Raw genomic sequence first — 25508 nt, 5'->3', positions numbered from 1 at the left:
GGTCAGGACCTCTCTTCCGCGACGGCCGCGGCGGACGCCTCGACCGCGGACTCGATGTTCACCGGGTCTGTCCCCGCCCTCCGGCGGCGGCGCACGACCCAGAAGACGGTGCTGCCGGCGACCAGGGTCACGCCGACGCCGATCACGCCCGCGAGGCCCTTGGAGACGCGGCCGTCGGTCACGTCCTTGACGCCGTAGCCGGCGAGCGGGGAGTCCGCGGTGGCGTGCTTCTTGGTGTTCTTGTCGATGCCGTTGTCCTGGGCGACCTTCATCAGGCCGTCGGGGTTGGTGGAGGCGTAGTAGCTGACGAAGCCCGCGAGAACGAATGCCGCCGCAAGTCCGGCGCCCCACACGGCGCGGCGCGAGCGCGACGTCCCCGCGGTCGCGGCGGTCGGGGCGGCGTCCACCAACTGGCCGGCCACCCGCAGCTTCAACGGCTGGTTCAGGCCGCGCGCCCCGTACACCAGGTCGGGCCGCACGGCGACGACGGCGGACACCGTGAGGGCGGTGATCACGGCCTCACCGATGCCGATCAGGACGTGGACGCCGATCATCGCCACGGCGACCTTGCCGATCGACACGTCCGTCGTGCCGCCGACGGCGTAGAAGAGGGTGAAGACGACCGCCGCGGCCGGCACCGAGATCAGCGCCCCGGTGAAGGTCGCCACCACGAGGGACCGGCGCGAGCGCGGCAGCACCTGCACCAGGGCGCGGAAGACGAAGTACGACACCACGGTCGTCGTCAGCGCCATGTCCGTGATGTTCACGCCGAGGGCGGTCAGGCCGCCGTCCGCGAAGAGCACGCCCTGCATGAGCAGGACGACACAGACGCAGAGGACGCCTGTGTAGGGGCCGACGAGTATCGCGGCCAGCGCCCCGCCGAGCAGGTGGCCGCTGGTGCCTGCCGCCACCGGGAAGTTGAGCATCTGCACGGCGAAGATGAACGCCGCCACGAGCCCGGCCAACGGGGCGGTCCGCTCGTCCAGTTCGCGCTGTGCGCCGCGCAGCGAGACGGCGACGGCACTCGCCGCGATCACTCCGGCGGCGGCCGAGACGGGGGGATCGATGAATCCGTCCGGAACATGCATGGACAGCTCCGTTTCCTGCGGCTCGTCCGCATCGTCTGGCGTCCGATGGTGCACCTGATTGCGAATTGGTCGCAAGAGCTGACTAGTTACAGGTAAGTCAATGAGGCAGACGATTCACGTACGCAGCTGACGGAGCGATGCAGTAGAGGATCACGGATTCCGCAGGTCGCCCGAAGAATGACGGGAAGACGCCAACCTCCGGTCTTTGCAGGAGGTCTCTCCAGCATTCCTCAAGACTCACCCCGGTGCCCGAGGGGCGCACGGGGCCCGCTCCGGCGCTCCCTTGACTCGTACTCCACGCCTGTAACAGACTGTAGCTGATTATCTGCACTACTGATGATACTTCGCACATGGAGGGCCCGTGCGCTTGTCACCTCCCCTGGCCGACCCCCTGCGGATCGCGGCTGCGAGCCTCTGGTTGCCGGCCCGTCGCGACACCGCCGAGGCCGCCCTGGCGGCCGGGCGGGTCGACGGGGAGACGGCCACCCGCCTCGGGTACCGCGAGCTCACGGAGAGCCTCGACCTCGCCCCGCCCGAGATGGCGGTCCGCGCCGCCCGGGACGCGCTCGACGCGGCAGGCTGGGACGGTGCGAGTGTCGACCTGGTCGCCCACGCCTGGATCTGCCACCAGGGCCACGACTTCTGGTCGCCGGCCAGCTACGTCGCCCACCACATGGGCGCTTCCAGAGCGCTCGCCCTCGGCGTGCAGCAGATGTGCAACGGCGGCGCGGCGGCGCTGGAGACCGCGGTGGCGCGGATGATCGCCGATCCCCGCGTCGAGCGCTGCGCGGTGACCACCGCCGACCGCTTCCTCGCCCCCGACTTCGACCGCTGGCAGGGCGACTACGAGACCGCCTACGGCGATTCCGGGACCGCCCTGCTGGTCGACCGCCACGAGGGTCCCTACGAACTGCTCTCGGTGGCGACCGTCGCCCGCTCCGAGTACGAGATCATGCACCGGGACGAGGCCGCATTCAGCCCGGCACCGCGCACCCTGCCGCTGGACGTGCGCCGCACCAAGCGCGCCTTCGTGGCCTCCGGCGGCAAGGAGCGGTTCGCCGCGACGATGACCGAGGCCGTGGGGGAGGCCGTACGGGCGGCGATCGCCGACGCGGGCCTCACGCCCGAGGAGCCGCGGCTGCGCTTCCTCACCCTGCCCCGGCTCGGCAGCTCCACGCTGGAGGAGTTCTTCCGGCCCGCGATGGACCGGCTCGGGCTGGGCCGGACCGAGATCCTCGCCCTGGGCGGCGGCACCGGGCACCTCGGTGCCGGGGACTCGGCGGCCAACCTCGCCGACCTGTACGCCGACAAGCGGCTGGAGGAAGGCGACATCGCCCTCCTGCTGAGCCTGGGCGGCGGCTTCAGCTGGTCGTGCATCGCCGTGCGGGCGGTCGGGTGAGGGAGCGGCCGCCGGATCGTCAGCGTGCTGACGGTTGCCCCGGACCGGCATCGAGGGGCCTGGGCGCCTCACGGCCGGCCGGAGAAAGACGGAATTCGCAACAGAGCCGGAAACGGAACCTGAAGCGCCGAATTCCGGTTTCCTGAGAAACCCGCGCAACCATGCGCACAACGGCCGGTGCCGGCCTCCCGGGAAGGGGGCCGGCACCGGTTTCGGTCTTCGGTCAGCCCGGGAATTTCATCCGGCCGCCAGGTCCAGGACGACGCGTGCACAGCCCCAGGACAGGCCGACGGCGATGCCGCCATGGCCGTAGTTGTGGATGATCCGGGAGCCGCCGACGGTCTCCGCCTCGAGCCGGAGCTGCTTGCGCGACGCGCGCAGGCCGACCTCGACGCCCGTGATCCGGGCCCCCTCGATCCGCGGCTCGACGGCGATGCAGCGGCTGAGTATCTCCTGCGTCTGGGCCGGATCGGGCTCCAGGCTCCAGTCCTCGCGGGTGGCGGTGCCGCCGAGCACCAGGCGGGAGCCGTGCGGGAAGAAGCTCGTGGCCTTCCCGCCGGCGTTCTGCTCGTAGAAGAACTCCTCCACGCCGGGGTTCTCCACGATGACGTGCTGGCCGCGCACCGGGACCACCGTGGGGTCCTCGGCCAGGGCGCGGGCACCGACACCGGCGCAGTTGACGACGAGCGGTGCCTGGGCGGCGGCCTCGGCCAGCGACGTCACCGTACCGGTCTCGACACTGCCGCCGGCCGCCCGGACGCGCTCGGCCAGGTGGTCGAGGTAGACCGGCATGTCGATGATCGGCATCGTGGCCCAGCACGCAACTGCGAAGCCGGCGCTCTCCTTCTCGTCGCAGACCTCGAAGCCGGGCAGGCTCTCCGCCAACTGCCGTCCGCCGTCGGCGTTCTGGTTGACCAGTCGCCCGCGGGCGGTGTGGACGCCGGTGCCGGGCCGGTCGGCCAGGGCGGTGAACTCGGTCAGGCTGGCCCGCTGCCAGGCGCCGGTGACGTCGACCGGCGAGAACTTGGCCGTCGCCTCCGCCTCGTCGGAGACCAGGGGTCCGCCGATGATGGCGCCGGCCACCGCCGAGGTGGTCTCGCGAGGCGGCCGTTCGGCCAGGACCCGTACCGCGCGGCCCTGTTCCGCCAGGCACACCGCGGTGGTCAGCCCGGCCACTCCGGCGCCGATGACCAGCGCTTCGGTTCGCTCTGTCACGCAACTACACCTCTCGTCCTCGATGTCACCCGAATAGGTCAGCGTTCTTGATTGTCAGTCGTCTGTCAATTAGCTTCGAGGCATCATCTACGCCGGTCGGCAGGGGCCGGACGTACCGCAAGGAGGCCTGGTGAAGAACGCGCCCGTACACCCCGACACCGACATGACCATGTCCGTGTCACCGATCGGCTATGTCACGACGGACTTCCAACGGCCGCAGGAAGCACCGCCACAGGCCACCATGGCCTACGGCAGCCGGGGCCGGGTCGTCGTCTTCGAACGGTTCGCCGGGGGGCTGGAGGGGCTGTTCAGTGGGCAACACGTCTGGCTGCTCAGCTGGTTGCACAGCCAGACGGACCAGGAGGCGGCCCCGCTGAAGCTGACACCACGGGGCTGGGCGGGCACCGGGCGCACCACGGGGGTCTACTCCACGCGCACACCGAACCGCCACAACCGCATCGGCCTGAGCCTCGTACGGATCCGCGAAGTGCACGCCGCGGCACTGGACTTCGAAGGCGTCGACCTTGTCGACGGCACCCCGGTGCTCGACATCAAGCCGTACTCGCACGGCTCCGACACACCGCCCTCCGGGGAGCAGGGGTGACCTGGCGCGGCTAGAGCACGCGCAACAACAGCCCGCGCAGTTCCTCGCGTTCGTCCTCCGACAGCGGAGCGAGGAACTCCTCCTGCACCAGGTCGATCAGGCGCCGCAGCTGCCACAGCTGGGCCACTCCCCGCTCGGTCAGATACAGCGCGAAGGAACGCCGGTCAGGGCCGCGGCGGCGCTCCAGCAGGCCCGCGTCCTCGAGGTCGTCCGCGAGCCCCACGACCGTCGTGCGGTCGATGCCCAGCCGGGCGCCCACGACTCGCTGGATCTGTCCCTCCTCCAGGCCGACGAGGTTCAGCACGCCGTAGTGGCGCAGTGTCAGGCCGAAGGGAACGAGCGCCTCGTGGGCGCGCTCGGTGATCCGCTGGGACGCCTTGCGCAACAGGAAGGGGTAGGACTCCTTCACGGAGTCGGGTAGCGTCACCAGGAAGGGTGGGTCCTGGCTCGAGGCCGCGCCGGCCGCGGCGTCACTCTGCGTCGCCATTTCTTCACACCATCCCTTGACGTCGCTATCGAGTGGCCGACATACTCCAACTCGTCAGCACAATTGACAATCAGTGTATCAACTGAGCGCGCTCGGGCCAAGGGCGACCCCCATGAGGAGTGCGGAGATGACCCGGGATCGTTCTGGTGACCGACGGTGGAACAGGCATAGGCAAGGCGGCGGCGGCCTTCGCGGCCTGCGGCGACCGGGTGTTCATCACCGGCCGGCGCGCGGAGGTCCTGCAGCGGACGGCCAAGGAGCCGGGATCCCAGGTGACCGCCCTGCCCTGCGACATCACCGATGTGGAGCAACTCCAGGCCATTGCCGGGCAGTTTCCGGGCGAACTCCACGTGCTGGTGAACAACGCGGGCGTGAACCGGGGCCTGGGCGCCACGCCGCCACGCGGACTGCGGGCCCTGGCCGACAGCCGGCGCGCCGACATGGAGTCCAACCTGATGGGTGCCGTGCTCACCACGGCGGCCGTCGGCGGACTGCTCGTGCGCGGCGCCGCGATCGTGGACATCAACTCCTTCGCCGCCGACCGTGGCGCGGGCTCGCACGGCACGGCCAAGGCGGCCATGAGCAGCTGGAACACCGCCCTCGCCCGGCAGCTGGGCCCGCGCGGCATCACCTGCAACGTGGTCGCCCCCGGCTGCATCGAGGACACCGAGTTCCTCGGCGGCACCCGTACCGAGGGATTCCGGAAGGTCCGTCTGGAGGAAACCCTGGTGGGCCGGGTCGGACATTCCGAGGACATCGCGCAGACCGTCCGCTTCCTCGCCTCCCCGGAAGCCCGCTACATCACCGGGCAGGTGCTCCGCGTGGACGGCGGTGTCATTCCGACCCGCTGACACAGGGCCCTACGGGCCGGGGGCATGAGGTCCGCAGGAGCGGGGGCCTAGAACCCGCGCCGCGCGCCGGTCGGATACGCCCCTTGACCCATTCATGGCACGACTGAGCAACCACGAAGAAGACAGCGTGAACCGAATGCTGCATGCTCGGTTATCGCTGGACGGGCCCTGCCGCCACATGAGGCGAGGGGAGGGGGAGCTCCCTCCGCCTCTTTTCCATACGGGGGGATATATGGAATATCTGGTTCAGCGATCCGTGATGACCATCCGCGAGCGCTTCCACGAACCACTGAGCCTGGACGACCTGGCGCGTTCGGCCATGATGAGCAAGTTCTACTTCCTGCGCCTCTTCAGCCGTGTCACCGGTGTGACCCCGGGGCGTTTCTTAAGTGCCGTAAGGCTGTACGAAGCGCAGCGGCTGCTGCTCACCACGACGCTCAACGTGGCGGAGATATCCGTCCGCGTGGGCTATGCCAGCACCGGCACGTTCTCCCGGCGTTTCAGCGAGTCCGTCGGAGTCTCCCCCACCCAGTACCGCCAGCTCGACTGCGCGGAGGCGGAGACGATGCACGGTTCGCAGGCCCACGCCGGGGCGGACCGACCGCCGGAGACGACCACGGCCGCCGCGACCGCCTCGCTCACCGGCACCGTCCGCACCCAGCAACGGCCCCTGTCCGCCGTGTACCTGGGGCTGTTCAGCAGCCCCATCATGCAGGGCCGGCCCGTCGCCGCCGCGTTCGCCACGGACGAGTTCCGGATGTGCGACGTGCCGCCCGGCACGTGGTACCTGCATGCCGTGGCCCACTCGGCGGCGGCGTGGCCGGGTGAGGCGCACACCGAGCCGCCGCTGCTGGTCGACATGGCCGGCCCGCTGCGGATCACGGCCGGAGCCCAGGTCACCGTGGACCTGTCCCTGCGGCCCTTCGACTGGACCCGGCCGCCCATACTGTCGGCCGTCCCGGGGGTCAAAGGCGCTCTGCTGCCGGTGTTCCATCCCGCGGGCCGGCGCGCGCCCGCCGTGCCGAGCAGCGCCTGAGAGACACCCCACGGCCCGTCCCGAAACCCGGGGGCCCCTGGAGTACCCGGTCGCCGCGGCCGTACGGTACGAGCACAGTCGTACCGCAGCGAAACAGCGAGACAGGAGCACCGCCCGCGTGACCAGCCGCGTCACCCTCATCTCTCCGGCGACCACCCCGTCCCTGCGGCGGGCCCGGTTCGACGACGGAGACTCGCTCGACGACGGCGCGGCGGCGCAGGCGGCAGCGGCGGCAGGGCGGTTGCCCGCCGCCGGACGCGTCCTCGTCTCCCCCACCGTCCGCTGCCGGGAGACGGCCTCGGCGCTCGGTCTCGGCGCCTCGGCGGAACCGGGACCCGCTGGTCTGGACGTGGGCCGGTGGCGGGGCCGGACGCTGGAGGAGGTCGGCGCCGCCGAACCGGAAGCGGTGGCCCGCTGGCTGGCCGACCCGGGCGCCGCGCCGCACGGCGGGGAGTCGGTGCGGGACCTGTGCGAACGCGTCGCACGATGGCTGGAGACCTGCGGCCGGGCCGACGGGCGGACGGTGGCCGTGGTCGAGCCGGAGGTGGTGCGCGCGGTGGTGGTGAACCTCCTGGGCGCGCCGGGGTCGTCGTTCTGGCGCATCGACGTACCGCCGCTCACGGCGAGCGAGATCACCGGTCGGTCCGGCCGGTGGAACCTGCGCCTGGGACAAGCACTCGGGACCCTGCCGGCTCGATGAAGCCCGCAACCGGGCTGCAGGGCCCTCGAAAGCCGGCGCTTTCCTCAAGGGCCCTGCCTGCCCGTGGTTGCACCGCCGGCAATCAGACCGCGGGCGATGAGACCGCGGCCCATCAGTGCGCGGGCGATCAGTGCGCGGCGGGAACCGGCCGCTCCGCAGCGCAGGCCGCGGGCCCGGTCGGCAGCAGCCGCTGGGCCAGCTCGCCGAAGAGCAGGCCGAAGCCCGCCCACAGGGTGGTCTGGACGGCCAGGGCGGAGAGCCGGAACCGCCACAGCAGGGTGGCGGAGAAGTCCTTCGGCACCTCGTTGACGGCGGGCAGGAAGGCGAAGGCCAGCCCGGTCACGAGGACGTAGGCGGTGACCGCCGCGACGGTGGCGTACCAGGTGCCCAGCGAGGGCGCGAGCCGTTTGCCGAAGATCACGGCGGCGATCGCGAGGAGCACGCTGAGCAGCATCATCAGGAAGTACAGGCTCGTCCGCTTGCCGATGGTGTCGGGGTCACCGACCGAGGGCGGGCCTGCCGGGTACTTCAGGAACGGGACGACGTACACCGCGAGCAGCGCGCAGCCGGACAGCAGCAGCGCGGTCGCCCGCGGGGAGAAGGAGCCGACACGGCCGAGCGCGAAGCAGAAGGCGAGCGCGGCGATGCCGCCGAAGGCCACCCCGTAGACCAGGACTCCGGTGGCGAGGCCCGCGGTGGACTGCAGGGAGCGGGAGACGACCTCCATCTCGTGCCCGTGGGAGTGGGCGTCTTCGTAGGCGATCGCCCTGTCGATGTCCGGCTCACCGAGGAAGTAGGCGACGAGCAGGGCGAGCCCGCCGGCCGCAAGGCCGGCGAGCATGCCCCGCACGAGGAGATTCCTCACTGTTGCGGAGTTCATGGGTGCTGTGCCCCTCCGCGTCAGTGGCAGGGGAATCCGAGCAGGTGACGGGCGTCGTGCACCCACTCGTGGACCTCCGTGCCGTTGAACACGGAGGAGGCGCCCTGTTCGGCGCCGACGAAGTACAGCAGGACGAGCATCAGGACGCCGAAGAAGACCGCCCAGGGGGCGATGGCCTTCAGCGGCAGCGTGGCGGGGACATCGGGGGTGGTGGTGGTCGGCTGGGCGACGGTCTGCGCCATGGCAGAACCTCCTTGGGGAGCTCGCGTCCCCTCTCGGTGGTGCACAGGACGACAGTCACGGGTCTGACTCGCGAGCCGCCCGAGGGCCGCCTCGCACACAGTGGCGCGACCGTGCCGGATTCCCACCGGCTTCCGTCGTACCGTCGTCGATATCGGACAGACCGTACCGCGTGACGCGTGCATGGCCAAGAGCGCAGCCGCGGACGTGATCTTCTTCTCCTTGCCGCGAACGAGCGGCAGGGGGTCACAGGCGGCCCGCCGCGAGCAGGACGACGGCGCCGAGCACCCCCATGCCCGCTCCGGTGGCCAGCGCGGCCGGCCAGGCACGCCACCAGCGGGGGGTCCCGGCAGCCGGTTCCTCGGCCCCGGACTCGGCCCACAGGTAGGCCAGCAGGCCCGCGCCGGTGACGAGCCCGGCCAGGGCCCAGGCGGGGCCGTCGGCCAGGCGGTGCCGGCGTGCGGTGAGCATGCGGGCCAGGACGACCGCCCCCGTGAGGATCGCCAGGAGCCTGAGCCACGTCCACGGCGTGAGCAGGACGTAGGCGACGGGCACCAGCAGGGTCAGGCCTCCGGCGCCGTAGCCGGCGTCGAAGTCACTGAACCGGATCCGCTGCGCCGACGCGCCCGCCGCCCGGGTCACGGTCGCCGTGAAGTCGCGGGCGGCCTCGTCGGTGCCCGCGACGAAGCCGGCCGGCCGGTAGACGTAGGAATGTTCGCTGAACGGGCCGGTGCTCCAGCGCACCGTGACGTCCGTACCCTCGGCGTCCATGCGCACCGCGTGCGTGCGGCCGGCCTTGATGTCCGCCACCAGCGCGCGCGTCGAACCGGAGGCCGGTACGACGCGCAGCAGCGTGGTGACGAACGACAGCAGCAGGACCAGGAGCAGCGCCCAGCGGGCCGGACGCCAGACCCGGTCGCTCCGGGCGCCCGGCACTGCGCTGAGGCGCTGCGTCATCTCAGTGCACCTCCACGGTCCAGTAATAGGTCTGGTACACACTGGCACCGCCGTAGCCCTGCTTGACGTCCGGCATCCCGAAGTGGATCAGGGACGCGGTCCCGGTGTCGTTGAAGGCCGCGAACGCCACCGTGAAACTGCGACTGCTGCGGTTTTCGTTGACCACCTGGTACACCACGTCGTAGCCGCCGGTGAAGGCGTCGGGAGTCTCCGTGCCGTGGCGGCCGTTGGTCGCCATACCGGTCATGTCCTTCGGGAAGTTGAGGAGCTTCTCCCCGAGGTTCTTGCCGTCGACGTAGTCGTCCTGACCGCCGAGCGCATTGATGTCGGAGGTGTAGTCGTCGGCTTCCAGTTTCTCCTTCAGCCTCCGCATGATGCCCACGTTGTGCTTGTCCGTCGCCAGCTGCTGGGTGAGCGGGCTGCCGGCGTCGAACGGGACGTTCGCGCCCTTGCCACCCGCCCAGAGCTTGAGCAGATCCTGCCAGCTCAGCTGGGGTGAGTTGCCGCCCAGATAGTCACAGGCGGCCATGGTGCCGGACGCGACGCTCGCGCCCGCCTGGCAGGGGTGCGTGTTGCCCGCGATGGCCATGACGTACGCCTTGAGCTGGACCGCGAGCGACGAGTGCACCAGCTTCTCGTTCGAGTCGTCCTTCCAGACGTGGTGCTGCAGCGCTTCCAGGGCCGCTTGGCAGGCGGAGTCGCAGCCGCCGCCACCGCCGCCGTGGCCGCCACCACCGTTACCGCCGCCACCGCTGCCGCTGCCATCGCCGCTGCCGCTGCCGCTCGGCGGGATCGGGGGCAGGTTGCCGTACGTGCCGTGGTCCCCGCCGCAGTACACCGGGTAGCAGCTCTCCAGGCCGGTGGGGTCGCTGTTCGTGACCGGGTTGTCGGCGGAGTAGGTGTAGCCGCCCAGTTCCTGCGGCTTGTCGGCCTCGAAGACGGGGTCGACGCTGATGAAGCTGCCCAGGGAAGGGTCGTACTTGCGGGCGCCGACGTCGGTGTAACCGGTGCTCGTGTCCTGGGGTTTACCGAGGTAGGAGTGGGTGGGGTCGGGCCAGGCGGTGGTGTTCGCACTGGCCCGTGGCTGACCGTAGGGGGTGTACTGCTGCCGGGCCACCTGCTGGGTGGTGGCGTCCATGGACAGGGTCGCCGTGCCGTGCGGGTCACCGAAGAGGTACTTCAGCCCGCCACCGGCCAGGCTTGAGCGGACCGCCATGGGCACACCGGCGCCACCGCCGTGGACGTAGGTGCGCACGGCACCCAGCAGCACGTTGGGGCTGACGCTGGTGTTGACGACGATCTCGGTGTCGCCGGCGAAGAGCGTGCTCTGGCCGGGGTCACGGCGGATGAGCTGGTTGCCGTCGGCGTCGTACAGGTACTTGGTGGTCGACGGGCTGGAGCCGGCGACGTCCACCTGCGCCAGATGGCCCTCGTCGTCCCAGGTCAGGGTCTGGCCCGGGCCGCTGGTGGGGGTCCGGGTGTGCAGGTTGCCGTCCTCGTCGTAGCCGAACGCCGTCGGGTTGGTGCCGCCCGTGGTGGCGGTCAGGGTGTGCGGCTGCGCGCCGGTGGAGTTGCAGTTGGCGGCGCAGCCGTCGGTGTAGGTGGTGGTGGAGGTCGTGCCCGAGCCGCCGATGGCGTGGTCGACGCTCTGCTTGCGGTTGCCGATGGCGTCGTAGCTGAACGACTGCCAGTACGAGCCGGCCGTGCTGGTCAGCGTGGCCGAGGTCGGCGGGTTGGCGGCGCAGTTGTCGTTGGCCGTCCAGGCGCCGGTGAGCCGGTCCAGCGTGTCGTAGCCGTAGCACTGCTGGTCGGTGACCGTGTTACCGGTCTCCGACTGCTGGTCGGTGGTGGACGTGGGGTTGCCGGATGCGTCGTAGGTGTACTTGGTCTCGTCGACCGTCGGGCCGGGCGCCTGCGTGCGGCTGATCACGCGGTCGGTCAGCCGGCGCGTCTGGTCGTCATAGCTGTAGGTGACCCAGGCCGGGTTGGTCGACGCCCCCATGGTGACCTGCGACGGCTCACCGTAGTTGGTGAGGACGGTGGCCCCCACGTAGGTGTTGATGCTGCTGCTCGTGGTGGTCGGGTTGCCCAGCGCGTCGTGGCCGTAGGTGATGGTCTCGTTCAGCAGGCCCTGGGTGCGCGGGTCGCTCTGCGTGGCCAGCGTCTGGGTGTTCACCGAGTACGTGTAGGTCGTGGTGTACGTCGACGGCAGCGGTGCCTCCGACGTGGGCAGGGTGATCTTCGTGCCGGTGGGCTTGCCGAGGGTGGTGTAGCCGGTGGTGGCGACCGTGTAGCCGCCGGTGACGCCCTGGACGTAACGGGTGGAGGAGGTCGGCAGGCCGATCCGCAGGGTGTCGTAGGTCCAGGACGCGAACTGGAAGTTGGCCTTGGCCTTGTCCGTGGCGGTGAGCTTGCGGCCGAGCAGGTCGTAGGTGTAGTCGAGCTCGACCTTCTTGGCGTCCGTGGTGGAGACCATGTTGCCGGCGTCGTCGTAGCCGTAGCTGCTGCCGCCCGCGTCGGGGTCGGTCTGTGAGGTCTTGCGGCCGAGCAGGTCGTAGCCGAAAGTCCACTCGGTCTTGTCGGGACCGGTCACCCGGCTGCGCTGTCCGGCGGCGTTGTAGCCGTAGGTGGTGGCCGAGGTGGTGCCGCCGGAGGCGGTGAAGCCGGACGCGGCGGACCCGCTCAGGGTGGGCGGCGCGGTGTACTGGTCGAGTTCCGTGGTCTGGCCGCGGGCGTCGGTGACCGTGGTGGTGGGCACCCCGCCCTTGGCCGGCAGGACGGTGGTCCGGTCCCCGGCGTAGGCGGTGGTCGTGGCCCAGGTCCTGACGCCGTTGTGCTCCTCGGTGAGCAGGTCGGCGCGTCCCAGTCCGTCGTGGTCGGTGACGGTGGTGTCCGGGATGGACACCTGGGAGACCGAGACCAGCTTGCTGCCGGGGCTGCCCGAGACGTTGTGGGCGTTGTTGGTGGCGACCGTCCAGCCGTGTGAGTCGTACTGCGTGTCCGAGACGGTGGCCGTGCCGTTCTCGGCGGTGGTCTGCGTCTGCAGGGTGCGCAGCATCGCGTCGTACAGCGTCTCGCTGGTCTTGCGACTGCCGTTGTCCAGCAGGGTGTTGGTGGTCACGACCGAGGGCGCGGTCTGGGACAGGCTGTAGGTGTAGGTCGTGTTCGCCGGTGCGCTGTTGGCCTTGATCTCGTTGGGCAGCCAGACCGCGGTCAGGCGGCCGAGGGCGTCATAGGTGAGCGAGGTGAGCAGGCCGGCCGCGTCGGTCTTGGCGGTGGGCAGGGCCCGGGCCGGGTCCTGGGCCGAGGTGGCGAGCCGGCAGTCCTTGGAGGACACGGTGACCGTGGAGCAGTCCGTGCCCGGGGTGACCTGGGTGACGGTCGTGGTGCTCGTGGGCAGTTCGCCGCTGACCGGGCTGTAGGAGGTGAAGACGCTCTGGGACAGGCTCTTGCCGTCCGGGGAGGTGGAGCCCGGGGTGCGGGTGGCCTTCGTGACACGGCCGTAGGAGTCGTAGCTGGTGGCGGCCTGGTCGATGAACGAGGTCGCGCTCGCGCCGCTCGCCGCCGACGCGGCCTGCACCAGGGTGGCGTCGCCCTTCGTGGGCAGGGCGGGGTTCTGCCGGCCGTCGCCGTCGTATCCGAAGGCGTGGCCGTCGTAGGAGGTGCGGCTGTCCGAGAGCAGCGTCCCGCTGGGGGTCGCTCCGGCGCTGGAGCAGTCCTGGGCCGTGGTGATGGTCTCGGCGGACAGGGTCAGCGACAGGTCGGGGTTCGACAGGTAGCGGGTGTACGTGCACTTGGCGACGTTGTTGCTGTCGGCACTCTCACCACGGTCGTCGACCTGCACGGGCATACCGGTCGTCGGCTTGCCCAGCGTCGTCTCGTAGAAGGTGTCGGTCTCCGTCTTGCGCCAGCCGTACGACACGGCCTGACGGGTGAGCGTCTTGGCGGAGCGGACCATCTGCGCCGTCAGGTCCGGCAGGCCGCTGCGGCCGCGGGTGGCCGTGGGGCCGATGATCGTGGGGACGGTGACGGCCGCCTTGTTCAGGCTGCCGCCGGCACCGGTGTAGGTGTCGGTCTCGAAGGTCTGGCCGGCCAGTGCGTTGTCGTCCGCGACCGATGTGGTGCCGTCCTGGCTGGTGAGGTTGGGCACCGAGCGGGTCTTGCCGTCGGGCAGGGTGTCACCGTTCATGCCCAGGAAGTAGTACGTCTTCGTCAGCGTCTTCTGGTCGTAGACCTTGGTGCCGTCGGTGTAGTGGAAGACGCTGGGGTCACCGGTGGTGACATCGACCTCCGGATAGCCCCGGAACTGGCCCCAGGTGCGGTTCTTCGCCTTGACGACCTCGTTGTCGTCGTAGTGCCAGCCCGGGGTGCCCTTGTAGCTGTAGTCGGTCTCCAGCTTGGGCTGGGTGCCGTCCTGGTAGGAGTTGTGCGGGTCCGTGGTGACGACCGAGGTGACCTTGTACTTGTAGAACCAGTCCATCCACGGCGACGGCTGGCCGTAGGGCGTCCAGTACACCGGGAAGCAGGACAGGGTGTTGGTGGAGGCGAAGGTCTTGGCCGCCGCGTCCGTCGGGTCGTTGGGATCGCTGGCCGGGGCACTGGAGCAGTCGGGCCGGTCGTAGGTGACCGTCACCTCCGCGCCGGTCTCGCTGGTGACCGTCTGGATCCGGTCGTGGTACATCAGCGGCATCTGCGGGATCGTGCCGACCCGGTTCGGCAGCTGCAGCGGCGGGTCGAAGCTCACCGCCGGCGTCGAGGAGCTGCCGGAGGCGCCGCCCAGGGTGTCCAGGCCGGTGCGCTGCACCGAGTCCAGCCACAGCGTGGGGGCGTGGTCGCCGCCGTCGGGGAAGGACTGGGTGAAGCTGTACTTGTCGACCTGCTTGGTGACCCCGCCGGTCTGGATCTGCGTGGTGATGGCGGTCAGGCGCTTGCGGGACCAGAAACTCGGCGCATGGTTGGTGCAGCTCGATCCCGAGGTGCAGTTCAGGTCGATCGGCACGTCCGGCCAGTACGCCGCGTTGGCGGCCGTGAACTGGCTGTCCGCGCAGGTGTTGCCCGTCGGGGTGCCCGGGATGCAGCGCTCGGCAGTGTCGAAGACGATCTGCTCGGGGGCGGTCCCGGAGTAGATGCTCGACGAGGTCATGCCGTAGTCGATACGGGAGAGGGTGCCGCCGCGGATGTAGGAGACCGCGGTGTCCTTCATGTCCGCGCCGTAGTAGCCCGTCTCCGGGGTGTAGTACCAGGCGGTGGCGTTGCCGTGCAGGTCCACCGCGTAGTCCAGGTTGAACCGGTACCCCAGCGTGCACGAGGTGGCGGCGAAGTCCGTGCTGTCCGGGCACGCCGCGACCCCGCCGTGGGCGTGGTAGACCGGCACGGTCCACACCGACTTCGTCTCGTCCTTGCCGCTGACCCAGCCCGGCAGCCGGTTGTAGCCGAAGAAGTACTGCACACCGCCCTGGGTGACCTTGAAGTACTCCTTGTTGTCGGTGCCGTTCGTGGCCCCGGTCAGGTCCTCGATCTTCGTGGTGGAGTCGTCCTGGGCCGGGTGGAAGGTCTTGGTGGTGTCGTCGTAGACGATCCGCGTGGACTTGCCGTTCAGCGACAGGGTCAGGATCTGCCCCGCCCAGCACTGGTCCCCGTCGTTGGCGGGCGCGCCCGAGGACGAGTCGTCCTTGCACGCCTTGTACGTGCGCTCGATGTAGCTCTCCGTCGAGGACCAGCCGTCACCCAGCCATGACGACTGGTTGTTCGTCCCCTCCGTGCGCGCGTCCTGGCTGGAGGAGTCGTACGACAGGTCCACCTTCGGCGCCGAGCCGCCGATCGCAGCGGGGACCGTGATCGGGTACGTGTACGTGAACGCCCCGGTGTTCCCGGAGGCCGACCAGGAGCCGCCCGGGGAGAGGCTCGTCGCGGAGTAGTCGCCGGCTGAGCCCGAGGTACCCGATGTTGCGGCCATGACAAGCATGGGACCAGTCTTCGCCGAGCGAGCGGAAGCCACGCCCGTCGGCATCCCCGGCACGGAGACCTGGGCGGACAGCGGCGCACTGGGCGTGGCGCGCACTGGTGACCGCTTCTGACACTTCGCCAGCTGAGGCGTGTGCAGGGCGCATTGCGGCAGCTGGACCAAGTGCAGGCGGGAGGCGAAGTCACCGCCGAAGGCGTAGCGGAACGACGAGTCGTCCACCTGCACGGCGACCTTCCCGCCTCCCGGGCTGGTGCGCCGCAGCGTGAACAGGACACCGTGGACACCGGCGGCGCGCGCGGCCTTCTGGTCCAGCACGGTCACCCGCACGCGCTGCGATCCGGTGACCGCCCCCGCCTGGGGCTGGGCGGCAGCGCCGGCAGCGAGCAGCACCGGAGTACTTCCGGCACGTACCTGGATCGCCTTGGCGGTCAGCCGCGCGGAGGCGGGGGCGACAGGCAGGACGACCTCGGCACTGCCCGGCCGGGGCAGCTTCACGTGCGCGGTGGGGTCGTAGTGCTTGAACGCCTTGTGCGCGTGGCCCTTGTGAGGCGTGGCGCGGGTGAACGGGATGTGCTTGTCGTGCGGAACCTGCGGAGCCGGCACATGGTGCTTCGCGGACGCCGCGGTGGCCAGCTGGACGGGAAGCAGCCCCGTCAGCAGCAGGGTTCCGGCCGTCACGAGCGCCGTACGGTGACGCAGGTATCGGGAGTGCCCAGCCCCCCAACGGCGTCTCCGCCCCGTTCTTCGCACCATGTGTGCGACCCCCTCCGCAAGAGAAGCACCCAGACCACCGGAGGAACCCGCTGTTGTTGAGTGCACGTCAAGAAGGGGAGCACAGATCGACCAGGCCCCCCGCAGGGGTCACGCTAGGGCTTCACCTGACCCCTCTCGGTAAAGACTTCGCAGAAGAATCACAAAGAAATCACCTTGGCCGAAGGGCAACTTGACACGCATCGCTCAAAAACGGCCGTCCTCAAGGCAGTTGGCGATCGCATTGCCATGGACCTGATCAAAACCGCCCTCCAGAATGCACAGCGCTGCGGGCCCACGGGGGGACCGCCTGAGACCCGCAAAGGAATCCCAACCTCGATGTCCGCCTTTCGCGCACCCATACGTGCGTCCAGACGTCCCGCGTCCAGACCCATCGCCGTCGCCGTGGTCGCGGCCCTGGCCGCCGGGTCCCTGACCGCCACGGCGACGGCCCACGCGGCGCAGGCCGCCCCCGCCCGATCGTCTCGGGCGGGGGCGCACAGCACGTCTTCCCAGTCGGCCGCCCGGCGCCTCAACCCGACGGAGTCGGCCTCCGCCCGCGCGAAGGCGACCGGCAAGCCGGTGACCGTCGACCAGCTCACCGACACGGGGACGCTGGTGGTGGCCAACCCGGACGGCACCTTCACCCGCACCCAGTCCTCCATGCCCCAGCGCACCCTGCAGCACGGGAAGTGGGTGCCGATCGACACCACGCTGACGCGGCGGGCGGACGGGACCTGGGCGCCCAAGGCCGCCGTCACGGACGTGACCTTCTCCGGCGGCGGCTCCGGCGCACTCGTCACGATGCGCAGCGGCGCGCACCGGCTGGGCTTCGCCTGGCCGGGAGCACTGCCGAAGCCCGTGATCTCCGGTGACACCGCCACCTACCCCGACGTGCTGCCCCAGGTCGATCTCCAGCTGACCGCGGACGCCTCCGGTTACTCCTCGATTCTCGTGGTCAAGTCAGCGAAGGCGGCGGCCGATCCGCGCCTGCAGCGCCTGGCGTTCGACACCACGTCGGCCAACGTCAGGCTGAGCCCCACCCGTGACGGTGGTGCGCAGGCCACGGACAAGCTCACGGGCAGGACGGTGTTCCACAGCGACACCGCGCTGATGTGGGACAGCGCCGGTCACCGGGCCGGCGGCACAACCCCGGGCCACACCAGGACCGTCTCGGCCGCCCGGGCCGAGCACAAGGCGGCGGGCAAGGTCGGCGGGCACCGCGCGCAGGTGCGGGTGAGCCTGAAGGGCGGCAGGCAACTTCTGGGCCTGGACAAGAAGTTGCTCACCGCAAAGAGCACCGCCTACCCGGTCTACGTGGACCCGGAGTGGAGCGGCAACCCGTCCCAGCTGGACTGGGCGCGGATCTCCGACAACGGCTGGAACGTCTACAACTCGACGTCCACCACGGGCGCGACCAACGCGCGCGAGGGGTGGGACAACTACTACCCCGGCAACGGCGAACGAGCCCGCACCTACTACCAGATCAACACCAGCGGCATCCGGGGCGCCGAGATCATCCACGCCTCGTTCTACGTGAAGCAGCTCTCCGCCGCTTCCTGCGCGGACACCCCGGCCGCCGTCTACGGCACCGACCGGCCCGCGGGATGGAGCTCCTCCTCCCTGTACTGGGGCCACGAGCCCGGTGGACGCACCGGCTCTCTCGGTACCAACCCCGTCAGCCACGAGGCCGGCACCTGCCCGGTCACCGACGGCCGCAACTCCTGGGTCAGCCCGCCGTCACTGGCGTTCGACGTGACCTCCCGGGCGAAGAGCGCGGCATCAGGCGGCTGGAAGAGCATGACGCTGATGGTCCAGTCGCCCGACATGAACGACGCGACGCAGTGGAAGCAGTTCGCGTACGGTGGCGGCGCCACCATGTCGGTCACCTACAGCTTCCGGCCCAAGCTCAAGGACGGCACCGGCGACCCCGCCCTCAAGCCGTCCACGGTGAGCATGGGCAAGACGATGACCACCACCCACACCCCGACGCTGTCCGCGCGCGCCGTCGACCCGGACCTGGCCGGCGGCAGTGAGCTGGTGCGTATCGACTACAACGTCTTCAACTCCTCGGGGACCCTGGTCGGTCAGGGCTTCGGGCCCAACCTGGACTCCCAGAAGCGCGCCCGGTACAACACCAACGGCAGCGACTGGACCACCCCGAGCCTGCCGGACGGCACCTACACCTGGAGGGCCACCGCCCAGAACGCGGCCGGCTACTGGGTCGGTCCCGGCTCTGGCATCTGGACCAAGACCCAGACCTTCACGGTCGACACCAGTGCGCCACCCGCGCCGACGGTGACCTCCAGTCAGTTCCCGGCGAAGCAGATCGGTGCCGCGTTCGGCGACAAGGGCACCTTCACGCTGAGCAACAACCGCACCAACAACATCACCGGCTACCTCTTCTCGCTGGACGGCACGCTCGGCAACACGGTCTACACCAGCAGCGTCACGCACTGGACGACGTCCACGGCGATCGTGCCCGGCCATGTGTACTACGTCAGCTCCGACAACGCCTCCGGCACCGGAACCTCGGTCATCAACGGCAGCGCCTCCCCCGCCTTCGCTCCCGCGAAGGCGGGACCGCACACCCTGTACGCCAAGTCCGTGGACCAGGCCGGTTCGACGTCCCTCACCCAGACGTCCTACGCGTTCTACGCCGGCACCAGCACGCCGACGTACGCCTACGGCGACAAGATGATCAGCGGCTGGACGGCCACCAACGCGGACAGCACCACCACCGTGGTGCCCAAGGCGACCACGACCAGCACCGGCGGGCAGCTGATCAGCCAGCCCGCCTACAGCGGTTACGAGTTCGCCGACGGCTACCAGGCCATGCTCGCCGACAAGAGCAGCACCACCAAGGTCGCCGCCGGTGACAGCGCCACCTTCGGCTTCGACATCCCGAAGGACGGCCCCTGGAGCTTCGGGGTCAACCTGACCAAGGCCAAGGACTACGGCATCTACCGCCTGGTCCTGGACGCGGGCAAGCCCACCGAGTCCACCCTGCTCAGCGGCTTCGACGCCTACAACTCCTATGTCACCACGCGGTTCGTGAACCTCGGCATGCCCAAGGACGCGAACGGCCGGCTGCTCACCCTCAAGCAGGGCGCGCACACGCTGACCCTCACTTTGACCGGCAAGAACCCCGCTTCCACCGGCTACCAGGCGGGCATCGACGTGCTGCGGCTCGCCCCGGCGCTGAACTGCGCGATCAACAGCACCGACAGTTGCCTGAACAACACCGCCACCAGCACCTTCTCCACCACGACCAGCCCGTCCGACGCCGACGGCTCCGGCAACAGCATCAACTCCGGCGACCTGAGCACGGCGGGCTGGCAGAGCGGCAAGACGGTGACCGTCGACGGCACCGGCATCGCGCTGCCGAAGTTCGGTACCGGCACCTACGACAACATGCTCGCCTCCGGTCAGACCGTCACCGTGCCGGACAGCGGCGTGGTGAACACCGGTGATGCCGTGGTGTTCCTCGGCTTCGCCACCGGCGGCGCGGCCAAGGGAGCCACCGGCACCATCACCTACGCCAAGAACAACTGTCTGGATCCCAACGGCGCCCCTGCCGACCAGTCCTACCAGCTGGACACCGTGCCCGACTGGAGCAGCGGGGCCGCCTCCGCGGCAGCGGTGACCCTGGTCCACCAGAACCACAGCAACAACACCCAGACCAGCCCCAGCGGCGGCGTCAAGGTCTACGCCTTCAGCGTCCCGCTGGTCTGCCCGGGATCGGTGATCAGCAGCGTCACCCTGCCCCTGTTCACCAATGGTGTCCAGTCCGGCCAGCCCTCCCTGCACATCCTCGGAATGGGAGTACGGCCGCTGACCGCCACCGGCAGCGGAACGAGCGCCAAGCACTGGGTCGGCACCTGGTCCTCCGTCCAGGACACCGCCAAGGTGCAGCTGTCCAGCGGCAGCACCGCCACCGTCAACGGGCAGACGCTGCGCATCCCGGCGCACGTCAGCATCGGCACCGACGACGGCAACGGCGTCCGCATCCATCTGTCCAACGCCATGGGCACCACGCCGGTGACCTTCGACGCGGCCTCCGTCGCCCTTCAGGACGGCACCGCGGGCGGCGCGACGACGGCCGCGGCACCGGTCCCGCTGACCTTCAACGGCGGCGCCGTCTCCGTCACCGTCCCGGCGGGCGGCGACGTCACCAGCGACCCGGTGACGCTGGCCGTCGCACAGCAGGCGACCGCGCTGGTCAGCGTGCAGGTGCACGGCTCGGTGTCCGCCATGCCCGGTCACGCGTCGGCGCAGACCCCGGTATGGGTCAGCGACGCCGCCAACCGCACCGGTGACACCGCGGCCACCAACTTCACGCAGACGACGTACAACGGTCTGCCGTACCTGTCCGGCATCGACGTCACCACGCCCGCCTCCGCCCCCACCGGCTCGCTGGTCCTCTACGGCGACCAGAGCATCAACGGGGACACCGCGAGCGGCGACGGCAAGCACCACCTCAGCGACGCCATCACCAGCGCGGTCGTCGACGACCCCAATGGGGACGGCACCGTGGACTACGGCGTACTCAACGCCGGCACCAACAGCTGGAGCCTCAGCAACAACCTGCTGCCGCAGATCACCAACAGCGGCTACCCCACCAATGCGCTGAACCCGCTGGACCGCAACGTGCTGGCCCAGGGCAACGTGCGCACCGTCCTCGTCTCCACCGGCGCCACCGACCTGCTGAACTGCACCAGTGACGCCAACACCTGTGCCACGAAGGTGGAGAACGGACTGGCCTCGCTCAACAGCCAGCTCAGCTCCTACTACACCGACGACGGGCAGACCTACATCAACGGGCAGCCCGTCACGCAGAACGCCAACATCACCGTCTACCTCGCCACCATCGCGCCGTTCACCGCCGCCCACCCGGGCACGGCGACGCAGGAGGCGGCGCGCGAGCAGGTGAACGGCTATCTGCTCAGCAACTTCCCGTCCCAGGTGATCGACTTCGCCGCGGCGGTCTCGACCGACGGCACGGCCACCTCCTCGACCGTGAAGGCGGCCGACCTCTACAACGGCAACCCGTCCGACGCGTACTACGCCGACCTGGCCGCCCGGTATCTCAACGACACCAACACCCAGGTCGTCAGCATCGCGCCGAACCTGATCGTCCCGCTCGCCACCGGCGGCGACACCCCCGACAACGAGTGGGACCTGGCCGCCGACGGCACCGACCAGCGCGGGGACAACCCATTCACCGCGGTCGGCGGGGCGACCTTCAACGCGGCCGGACCGGACGCGGTCAACGCCCCCGCGGGCGCCACGTCCTTCGACGGCGGCACCGGTTTCCTCAAGAGCGATCACACAGCCGTCAACACCCTCGGGGACTACACCGTCTCCGCCTGGGTGAAGCTCGACTCGCCGACGAGCAACGCGACGGCCGTCTGCCAGGGAACCAGCCACCACCAGGCGTTCTACATCGGCTACGACAGCGGCAACAAGGGCTGGATGTTCCAGACCACGACCACCAACGACGACAACGCCCAATGGCCCACCGCCGAAGGGGACTACGGCACGGGGACCGTGGGCACCTGGACCCACCTCCTGGTCACCTACACGGCACCCGTCGACGGTGACTCCGGCACGGGCGTGATGTCGATCTACCAGAACGGCACCCTGATGGGGACCACCACCAACCTCACGCCGCAGTACGACTCCTCCCTGCCGCTGACCATCGGCGGCTGCGTCAACACCCCCGACGCGACCACGCCGTACAACCCCTTCCCCGGCTCCGTGTCGGACGTACAGGTCTACCCGTACGCGATGACGGCGAGCGAGGCGGACGCGAACAGCGTGATCGTGCCCCTCGGATGGAACAACGGCATGCCCGAGGACGAGTGGAAGCTCGCTTCGGACGGCACCGACACCGCCTCCCTCAACCCGCTCACCCCGGCCGGCAGCGTCAGCTTCGGCCCGGACGCACCGAGCGGGCTGTCCGGCAGCGCGGCCTTCGACGGCAGCACCGGTTTCCTCAAGAGCAAGCAGAGCGCGGTGAACACCCTCGGGGACTACACCGTCTCCGCCTGGGTGAAGATCAACTCGGCCCTCCACACCAGCGCCATCTGTCAGGGAACCACCCAGCACCAGGCGTTCTACATCGCCTACGACAGCGGCAACAAGGGCTGGATGTTCCAGACCACCACCAGCAACGACGCGAGCGCCGACTTCCCCACGGCGGAAGGAGACTACGGCACAGGTGTCGTCGGCACCTGGACCCACCTGGTCGCCACCTACCGGGCACCGGTCGCCGGGGACTCAAGCACCGGTGTGATGGCCCTCTACCAGGACGGCACCCTGATGGGAACGGATACCAATCTCAGCCCCCAGTACGACTCCTCCCTGCCCCTGACCATCGGCGGCTGCGTCAACAGCGCCTCGGCCACGACGCCGTACATGGCGTTCCCCGGCTCCGTCGCCGACGTCCACGTCTACCCGCGAACCCTCTCGGCGACGGAGGTGAGCACCCTTCGCTGACCGGCACCACCGCAACGGGCCCCCGGCTGCTCCCGACAGGGCGGGCGGGGGCCCACCGTCTTCCCGGATGCGCGGCGAGGCGCGGCCCGCAGTGCCTCTCAGCGGGTGGCGACCTGCCGGTCCTCCTTGATACGGGTGAGGAAGAAGTCCCGGACGTCCTGGGCGAGCAGCTCCGGAACCTCCATCGCGGCGAAGTGACCGCCGCGCTCGAACTCCGACCAGTGCCTGATGTCGTACAGCCGCTCGGCCAGCGGGCGCACCGACTGCGTGATGTCGTGCGCGAACACCGCCACCCCCACCGGCACCGGGCACGGCTCGATCCGCCGCGGCGCCTCGCGGTGCAGCCGCGCCGACGAGGCGGCGGTGGCGGTCAGCCAGTACAGCGAGACGTCGGTGAGCATCCGCTCGTCGCTGATCGTCGAGCGAGGATCGGTCCAGTGCGCGAAGCGCTCGGCGATCCAGGCCAGCTGGCCGACCGGCGAGTCGGTCAGCGCGTAGCCGATGGTCTGCGGGGTGGTGGCCTGCAAGGCCTGGTACGGCGGCCGATTCGCCATCAGCTGCCTGATCCTGTCCAGCCGGGCTTCATCCATTTCGGACAGTTCGATGCCGGCATCCGGGTCCGGCCTGGTCGGCAGGTAGTTGACGTGCACTCCGACGACCTGCTCGGGTGCCACCGCGCCGAGCGCCAGGGAGATGCCCGAGCCGAAGTCGCCGCCCTGCGCGCCGTAGCGCTCGTACCCGAGACGGCGCATCAGTTCGGCCCAGGCCCGCGCGACGTGGACGATGTCCCAGCCGCGCTGGTGGGTCGGCCCGGAGAAGCCGTAACCCGGGATGGACGGAATCACCAGATGGAAGTCGCGCGACAGCGGCTCGATCACGTCGAGGAACTCCAGGAACGAACCGGGCCAGCCATGGGTGAGGACCAGCGCGAGCGCGTCCGGCTTCGAGGACCGGACGTGGACGAAGTGGATGTTCTGGCCGTCGATCTCGGTGGTGAAGTGGGGAAGCTCGTTGAGCTCGGCCTCATGCGCACGCCAGTCGTAGCCGGTGCGCCAGTACTCGGCGAGTTCCCTCAGCCGCGCCAGCGGGAAGCCGTAGTCCCACCCGGCGCCGGCGACCTCGTTGGGCCAACGGGTGCGGGAGAGCCGGTCGGTCAGGTCGTCGAGGTCGGCCTGGGGGATGTCGATACGGAACGGCTTGATCATGGTCTTCACTCCGGAGAGATTCGTTTGACAGCCAAACGTTCGTGACACTAACGAGGGTAGACTGTTAGTGGCACTAACACAAGAGGTGGAGGAATTCATGAGCGCGACCCGACCGACCCCAGAACCCACCCCGGCCCGGCTGCGCGCCATCCCCAGCCGCCTGCTCGCCGGGGCCGCGGCCGTCGCCGACCGGCTCGTGGGCGAGCGCCTGGCCGCCGAAGGCGCTCGCAAATGGCACTTCGCCGTGCTGGTCGGGCTCGCCGAGGCCGGTGCCGCCAGCCAGGCCGAACTCAGCCGCCGCACCGGCATCTACCGCAGCGACATGGTCGCCGTCCTCAACGAACTGGCCGACGCCGGATGCATCCGCCGCGAACCCGACCCCGCCGACCGCCGCCGCAACGTCATCACCCTCACCGCCACCGGCCGCCGCCGCCTGGAGCGCCTCGATACGCTCGTCACCGAGGCCCAGCGCGAACTCCTCGCTCCCCTCACCCCCGGTCAGCAGGAGGAACTCACCCGGCTGCTCACCCTCCTGACCGAGCACCACCGGCCCCCGCACCCCCGCCCGGACGACGCGGCATAGTCATCCGTCCGTCCGTCGCGAGCCTCGCCCCGCCCTTCGACGGCTTGTGCCGACCGGGTCAGGCCGAGGCCCACGCGAAGACCAGGACAGTCCCAGGCGCGGTGAGTGCCGGCAACTCGCGTCGGCAATCGGTGTCGGCAACTCGCGTCGTCAATCGGTGTCGGCGAACGGTCCGGCCGATAGATTCCGACGCATTGCGGCTTCGCGGTGACGGCCTTGTCCGCCCCCTCCCGACCCGCCGACGCCGTCCGTCCCTCGCAGATGCCTGCAGCCCACCGGGAGGCGCATCCCCGCGTCCGGTCTGCGATCCGACGGTTCACGAGAGGAGAAGACCGTGAGCACGCTGACCCAGAAACTGCGCGACGAGCACGCGCACCTGCTGCCGCACATCGAGACACTGCGCACCACCGCCGACTCGGTGGGTCGAACCACGCCGGACACACTCGGCACCGCACTCGCCGGCCTCCATACGTTCCTGGCCGAGCACCTCATCCCCCACGCCGAAGCCGAGGAACGAGTGCTGTACCCGGCGGTCGCCCGAGCGATGGGCGCCGCCGAAGCGACCGCGACGATGTCCAGGGAACACGTCGAGATCGGCCGCCTGGCAGGCGAGCTGGACATACTGCGCGCGACGGTGCACGAGCTGGACGAACGGCGGAAGGCCGCACTGCGACGCGTCCTCTACGGCCTGTACACGCTGGTCAAGGTCCACTTCGCGAAAGAGGAGGAGATCTACCTGCCGTTGCTCGACCAGCGGCTTTCCGCACAGGAGACGGAGCAGCTTCTCACCGAGCTGGCGCATTCCCACCGGTGAGACACAGGGGTCGGCGGCCGGCCCGGAGCGCGTGGCGTGCGACGTCGTCGCGGGGGTGAAGCGCGCCCGCAGGCCGGCGAGGCGGTGCCACGGCCGTTGTCCGGCCCGCTCACGTGCACCTTGTCCGGGTGCCTCCCGCATGCACCCGGACCAGATGCTCCTCGCACGCCCGCCGCAGGGCACTGGCCTGCGGCCCGTCCTGCCGGGCTCACGGGCGGCTCCTCCTCCACCAG

General features: G+C 70.0%; 16 protein-coding genes and 1 riboswitch. Of the genes, 8 read left to right on the top strand and 8 right to left on the bottom strand.

Annotated features, from left to right (window positions below; translation table 11 throughout):
* Positions 1 to 2: 2 nt before the first annotated feature.
* Positions 3 to 1088, bottom strand: coding sequence for an energy-coupling factor ABC transporter permease (locus K7G59_RS04230; RefSeq protein ID WP_225830448.1), 1086 nt, complete (start codon positions 1086 to 1088; stop codon positions 3 to 5).
* 361 nt (positions 1089 to 1449) lie between these two features.
* Between K7G59_RS04230 and K7G59_RS04225 the strand changes: the two genes are divergently transcribed.
* Positions 1450 to 2487, top strand: coding sequence for a 3-oxoacyl-[acyl-carrier-protein] synthase III C-terminal domain-containing protein (locus K7G59_RS04225; RefSeq protein ID WP_225830447.1), 1038 nt, complete (start codon positions 1450 to 1452; stop codon positions 2485 to 2487).
* A gap of 237 nt (positions 2488 to 2724) precedes the next feature.
* Here the strand turns inward: K7G59_RS04225 and K7G59_RS04220 are convergent, their stop codons facing one another.
* Positions 2725 to 3702 (bottom strand): FAD-dependent oxidoreductase, encoded by a 978-nt coding sequence (locus tag K7G59_RS04220; protein WP_225830446.1) that lies wholly within the window; start codon positions 3700 to 3702, stop codon positions 2725 to 2727.
* 130 nt (positions 3703 to 3832) lie between these two features.
* Here K7G59_RS04220 and tsaA point away from each other — a divergent pair, with 130 nt between their 5' ends.
* On the top strand, positions 3833 to 4306 hold the full coding sequence (tsaA, locus tag K7G59_RS04215) for a tRNA (N6-threonylcarbamoyladenosine(37)-N6)-methyltransferase TrmO (RefSeq protein ID WP_225830445.1): 474 nt from the start codon (positions 3833 to 3835) through the stop codon (positions 4304 to 4306).
* Positions 4307 to 4316: 10 nt separating this feature from the next.
* Here tsaA and K7G59_RS04210 read toward each other — a convergent pair whose 3' ends face one another.
* On the bottom strand, positions 4317 to 4793 hold the full coding sequence (locus K7G59_RS04210) for a MarR family winged helix-turn-helix transcriptional regulator (protein WP_225830444.1): 477 nt from the start codon (positions 4791 to 4793) through the stop codon (positions 4317 to 4319).
* A 146-nt stretch (positions 4794 to 4939) separates the two neighbouring features.
* On the opposite strand from K7G59_RS04210, the gene K7G59_RS04205 reads away from it, so the two are divergent.
* The 3 genes from K7G59_RS04205 (at position 4940) to K7G59_RS04195 (ending at position 7380) form a co-directional block, all read left to right on the top strand.
* A complete protein-coding gene (locus K7G59_RS04205; RefSeq protein ID WP_308294991.1) occupies positions 4940 to 5644 on the top strand; it encodes an SDR family oxidoreductase in 705 nt (234 codons plus the stop codon).
* Between the two features lie 232 nt (positions 5645 to 5876).
* Positions 5877 to 6680: a helix-turn-helix domain-containing protein gene (locus K7G59_RS04200; RefSeq protein ID WP_225830443.1), complete on the top strand. Its 804-nt coding sequence runs from the start codon at positions 5877 to 5879 to the stop codon at positions 6678 to 6680.
* Positions 6681 to 6798: 118 nt separating this feature from the next.
* Complete coding sequence (locus K7G59_RS04195) at positions 6799 to 7380, top strand: histidine phosphatase family protein (protein WP_225830442.1); 582 nt, start codon at positions 6799 to 6801, stop codon at positions 7378 to 7380.
* A gap of 127 nt (positions 7381 to 7507) precedes the next feature.
* Here the strand turns inward: K7G59_RS04195 and K7G59_RS04190 are convergent, their stop codons facing one another.
* The 4 genes from K7G59_RS04190 to K7G59_RS34935 form a co-directional block, all read right to left on the bottom strand.
* Complete coding sequence (locus K7G59_RS04190) at positions 7508 to 8260, bottom strand: CbtA family protein (RefSeq protein ID WP_225830441.1); 753 nt, start codon at positions 8258 to 8260, stop codon at positions 7508 to 7510.
* Between the two features lie 20 nt (positions 8261 to 8280).
* Positions 8281 to 8502, bottom strand: coding sequence for a CbtB-domain containing protein (locus K7G59_RS04185; protein WP_225830440.1), 222 nt, complete (start codon positions 8500 to 8502; stop codon positions 8281 to 8283).
* A 36-nt stretch (positions 8503 to 8538) separates the two neighbouring features.
* A riboswitch (cobalamin riboswitch) is annotated at positions 8539 to 8682 on the bottom strand.
* Positions 8683 to 8746: 64 nt separating this feature from the next.
* Positions 8747 to 9457, bottom strand: coding sequence for a hypothetical protein (locus tag K7G59_RS04180; RefSeq protein ID WP_225830439.1), 711 nt, complete (start codon positions 9455 to 9457; stop codon positions 8747 to 8749).
* A gap of 1 nt (position 9458) precedes the next feature.
* A complete protein-coding gene (locus K7G59_RS34935) occupies positions 9459 to 16100 on the bottom strand; it encodes an RHS repeat-associated core domain-containing protein (protein ID WP_308294990.1) in 6642 nt (2213 codons plus the stop codon).
* A 411-nt stretch (positions 16101 to 16511) separates the two neighbouring features.
* Between K7G59_RS34935 and K7G59_RS04170 the strand changes: the two genes are divergently transcribed.
* On the top strand, positions 16512 to 22673 hold the full coding sequence (locus tag K7G59_RS04170) for a LamG-like jellyroll fold domain-containing protein (RefSeq protein ID WP_225830438.1): 6162 nt from the start codon (positions 16512 to 16514) through the stop codon (positions 22671 to 22673).
* A 98-nt stretch (positions 22674 to 22771) separates the two neighbouring features.
* Here the strand turns inward: K7G59_RS04170 and K7G59_RS04165 are convergent, their stop codons facing one another.
* Positions 22772 to 23878 carry an epoxide hydrolase family protein gene (locus K7G59_RS04165; RefSeq protein ID WP_225830745.1) on the bottom strand — a complete coding sequence of 369 codons (1107 nt, stop codon included), beginning with the start codon at positions 23876 to 23878 and terminating at the stop codon, positions 22772 to 22774.
* A 97-nt stretch (positions 23879 to 23975) separates the two neighbouring features.
* Here K7G59_RS04165 and K7G59_RS04160 point away from each other — a divergent pair, with 97 nt between their 5' ends.
* Both K7G59_RS04160 and K7G59_RS04155 read left to right on the top strand, forming a co-directional pair.
* Positions 23976 to 24461, top strand: coding sequence for a MarR family winged helix-turn-helix transcriptional regulator (locus K7G59_RS04160; RefSeq protein WP_225830437.1), 486 nt, complete (start codon positions 23976 to 23978; stop codon positions 24459 to 24461).
* A 334-nt stretch (positions 24462 to 24795) separates the two neighbouring features.
* Positions 24796 to 25275 carry a hemerythrin domain-containing protein gene (locus tag K7G59_RS04155; protein ID WP_225830436.1) on the top strand — a complete coding sequence of 160 codons (480 nt, stop codon included), beginning with the start codon at positions 24796 to 24798 and terminating at the stop codon, positions 25273 to 25275.
* Positions 25276 to 25508 lie beyond the last annotated feature (233 nt).

Origin of the sequence: Streptomyces sp. NK08204, assembly GCF_020400585.1 — a bacterium.
Taxonomy (GTDB): domain Bacteria; phylum Actinomycetota; class Actinomycetes; order Streptomycetales; family Streptomycetaceae; genus Streptomyces.
Note: the sequence above shows the minus strand (reverse complement) of the source record. Positions and strands in the feature narration are given on the sequence as shown.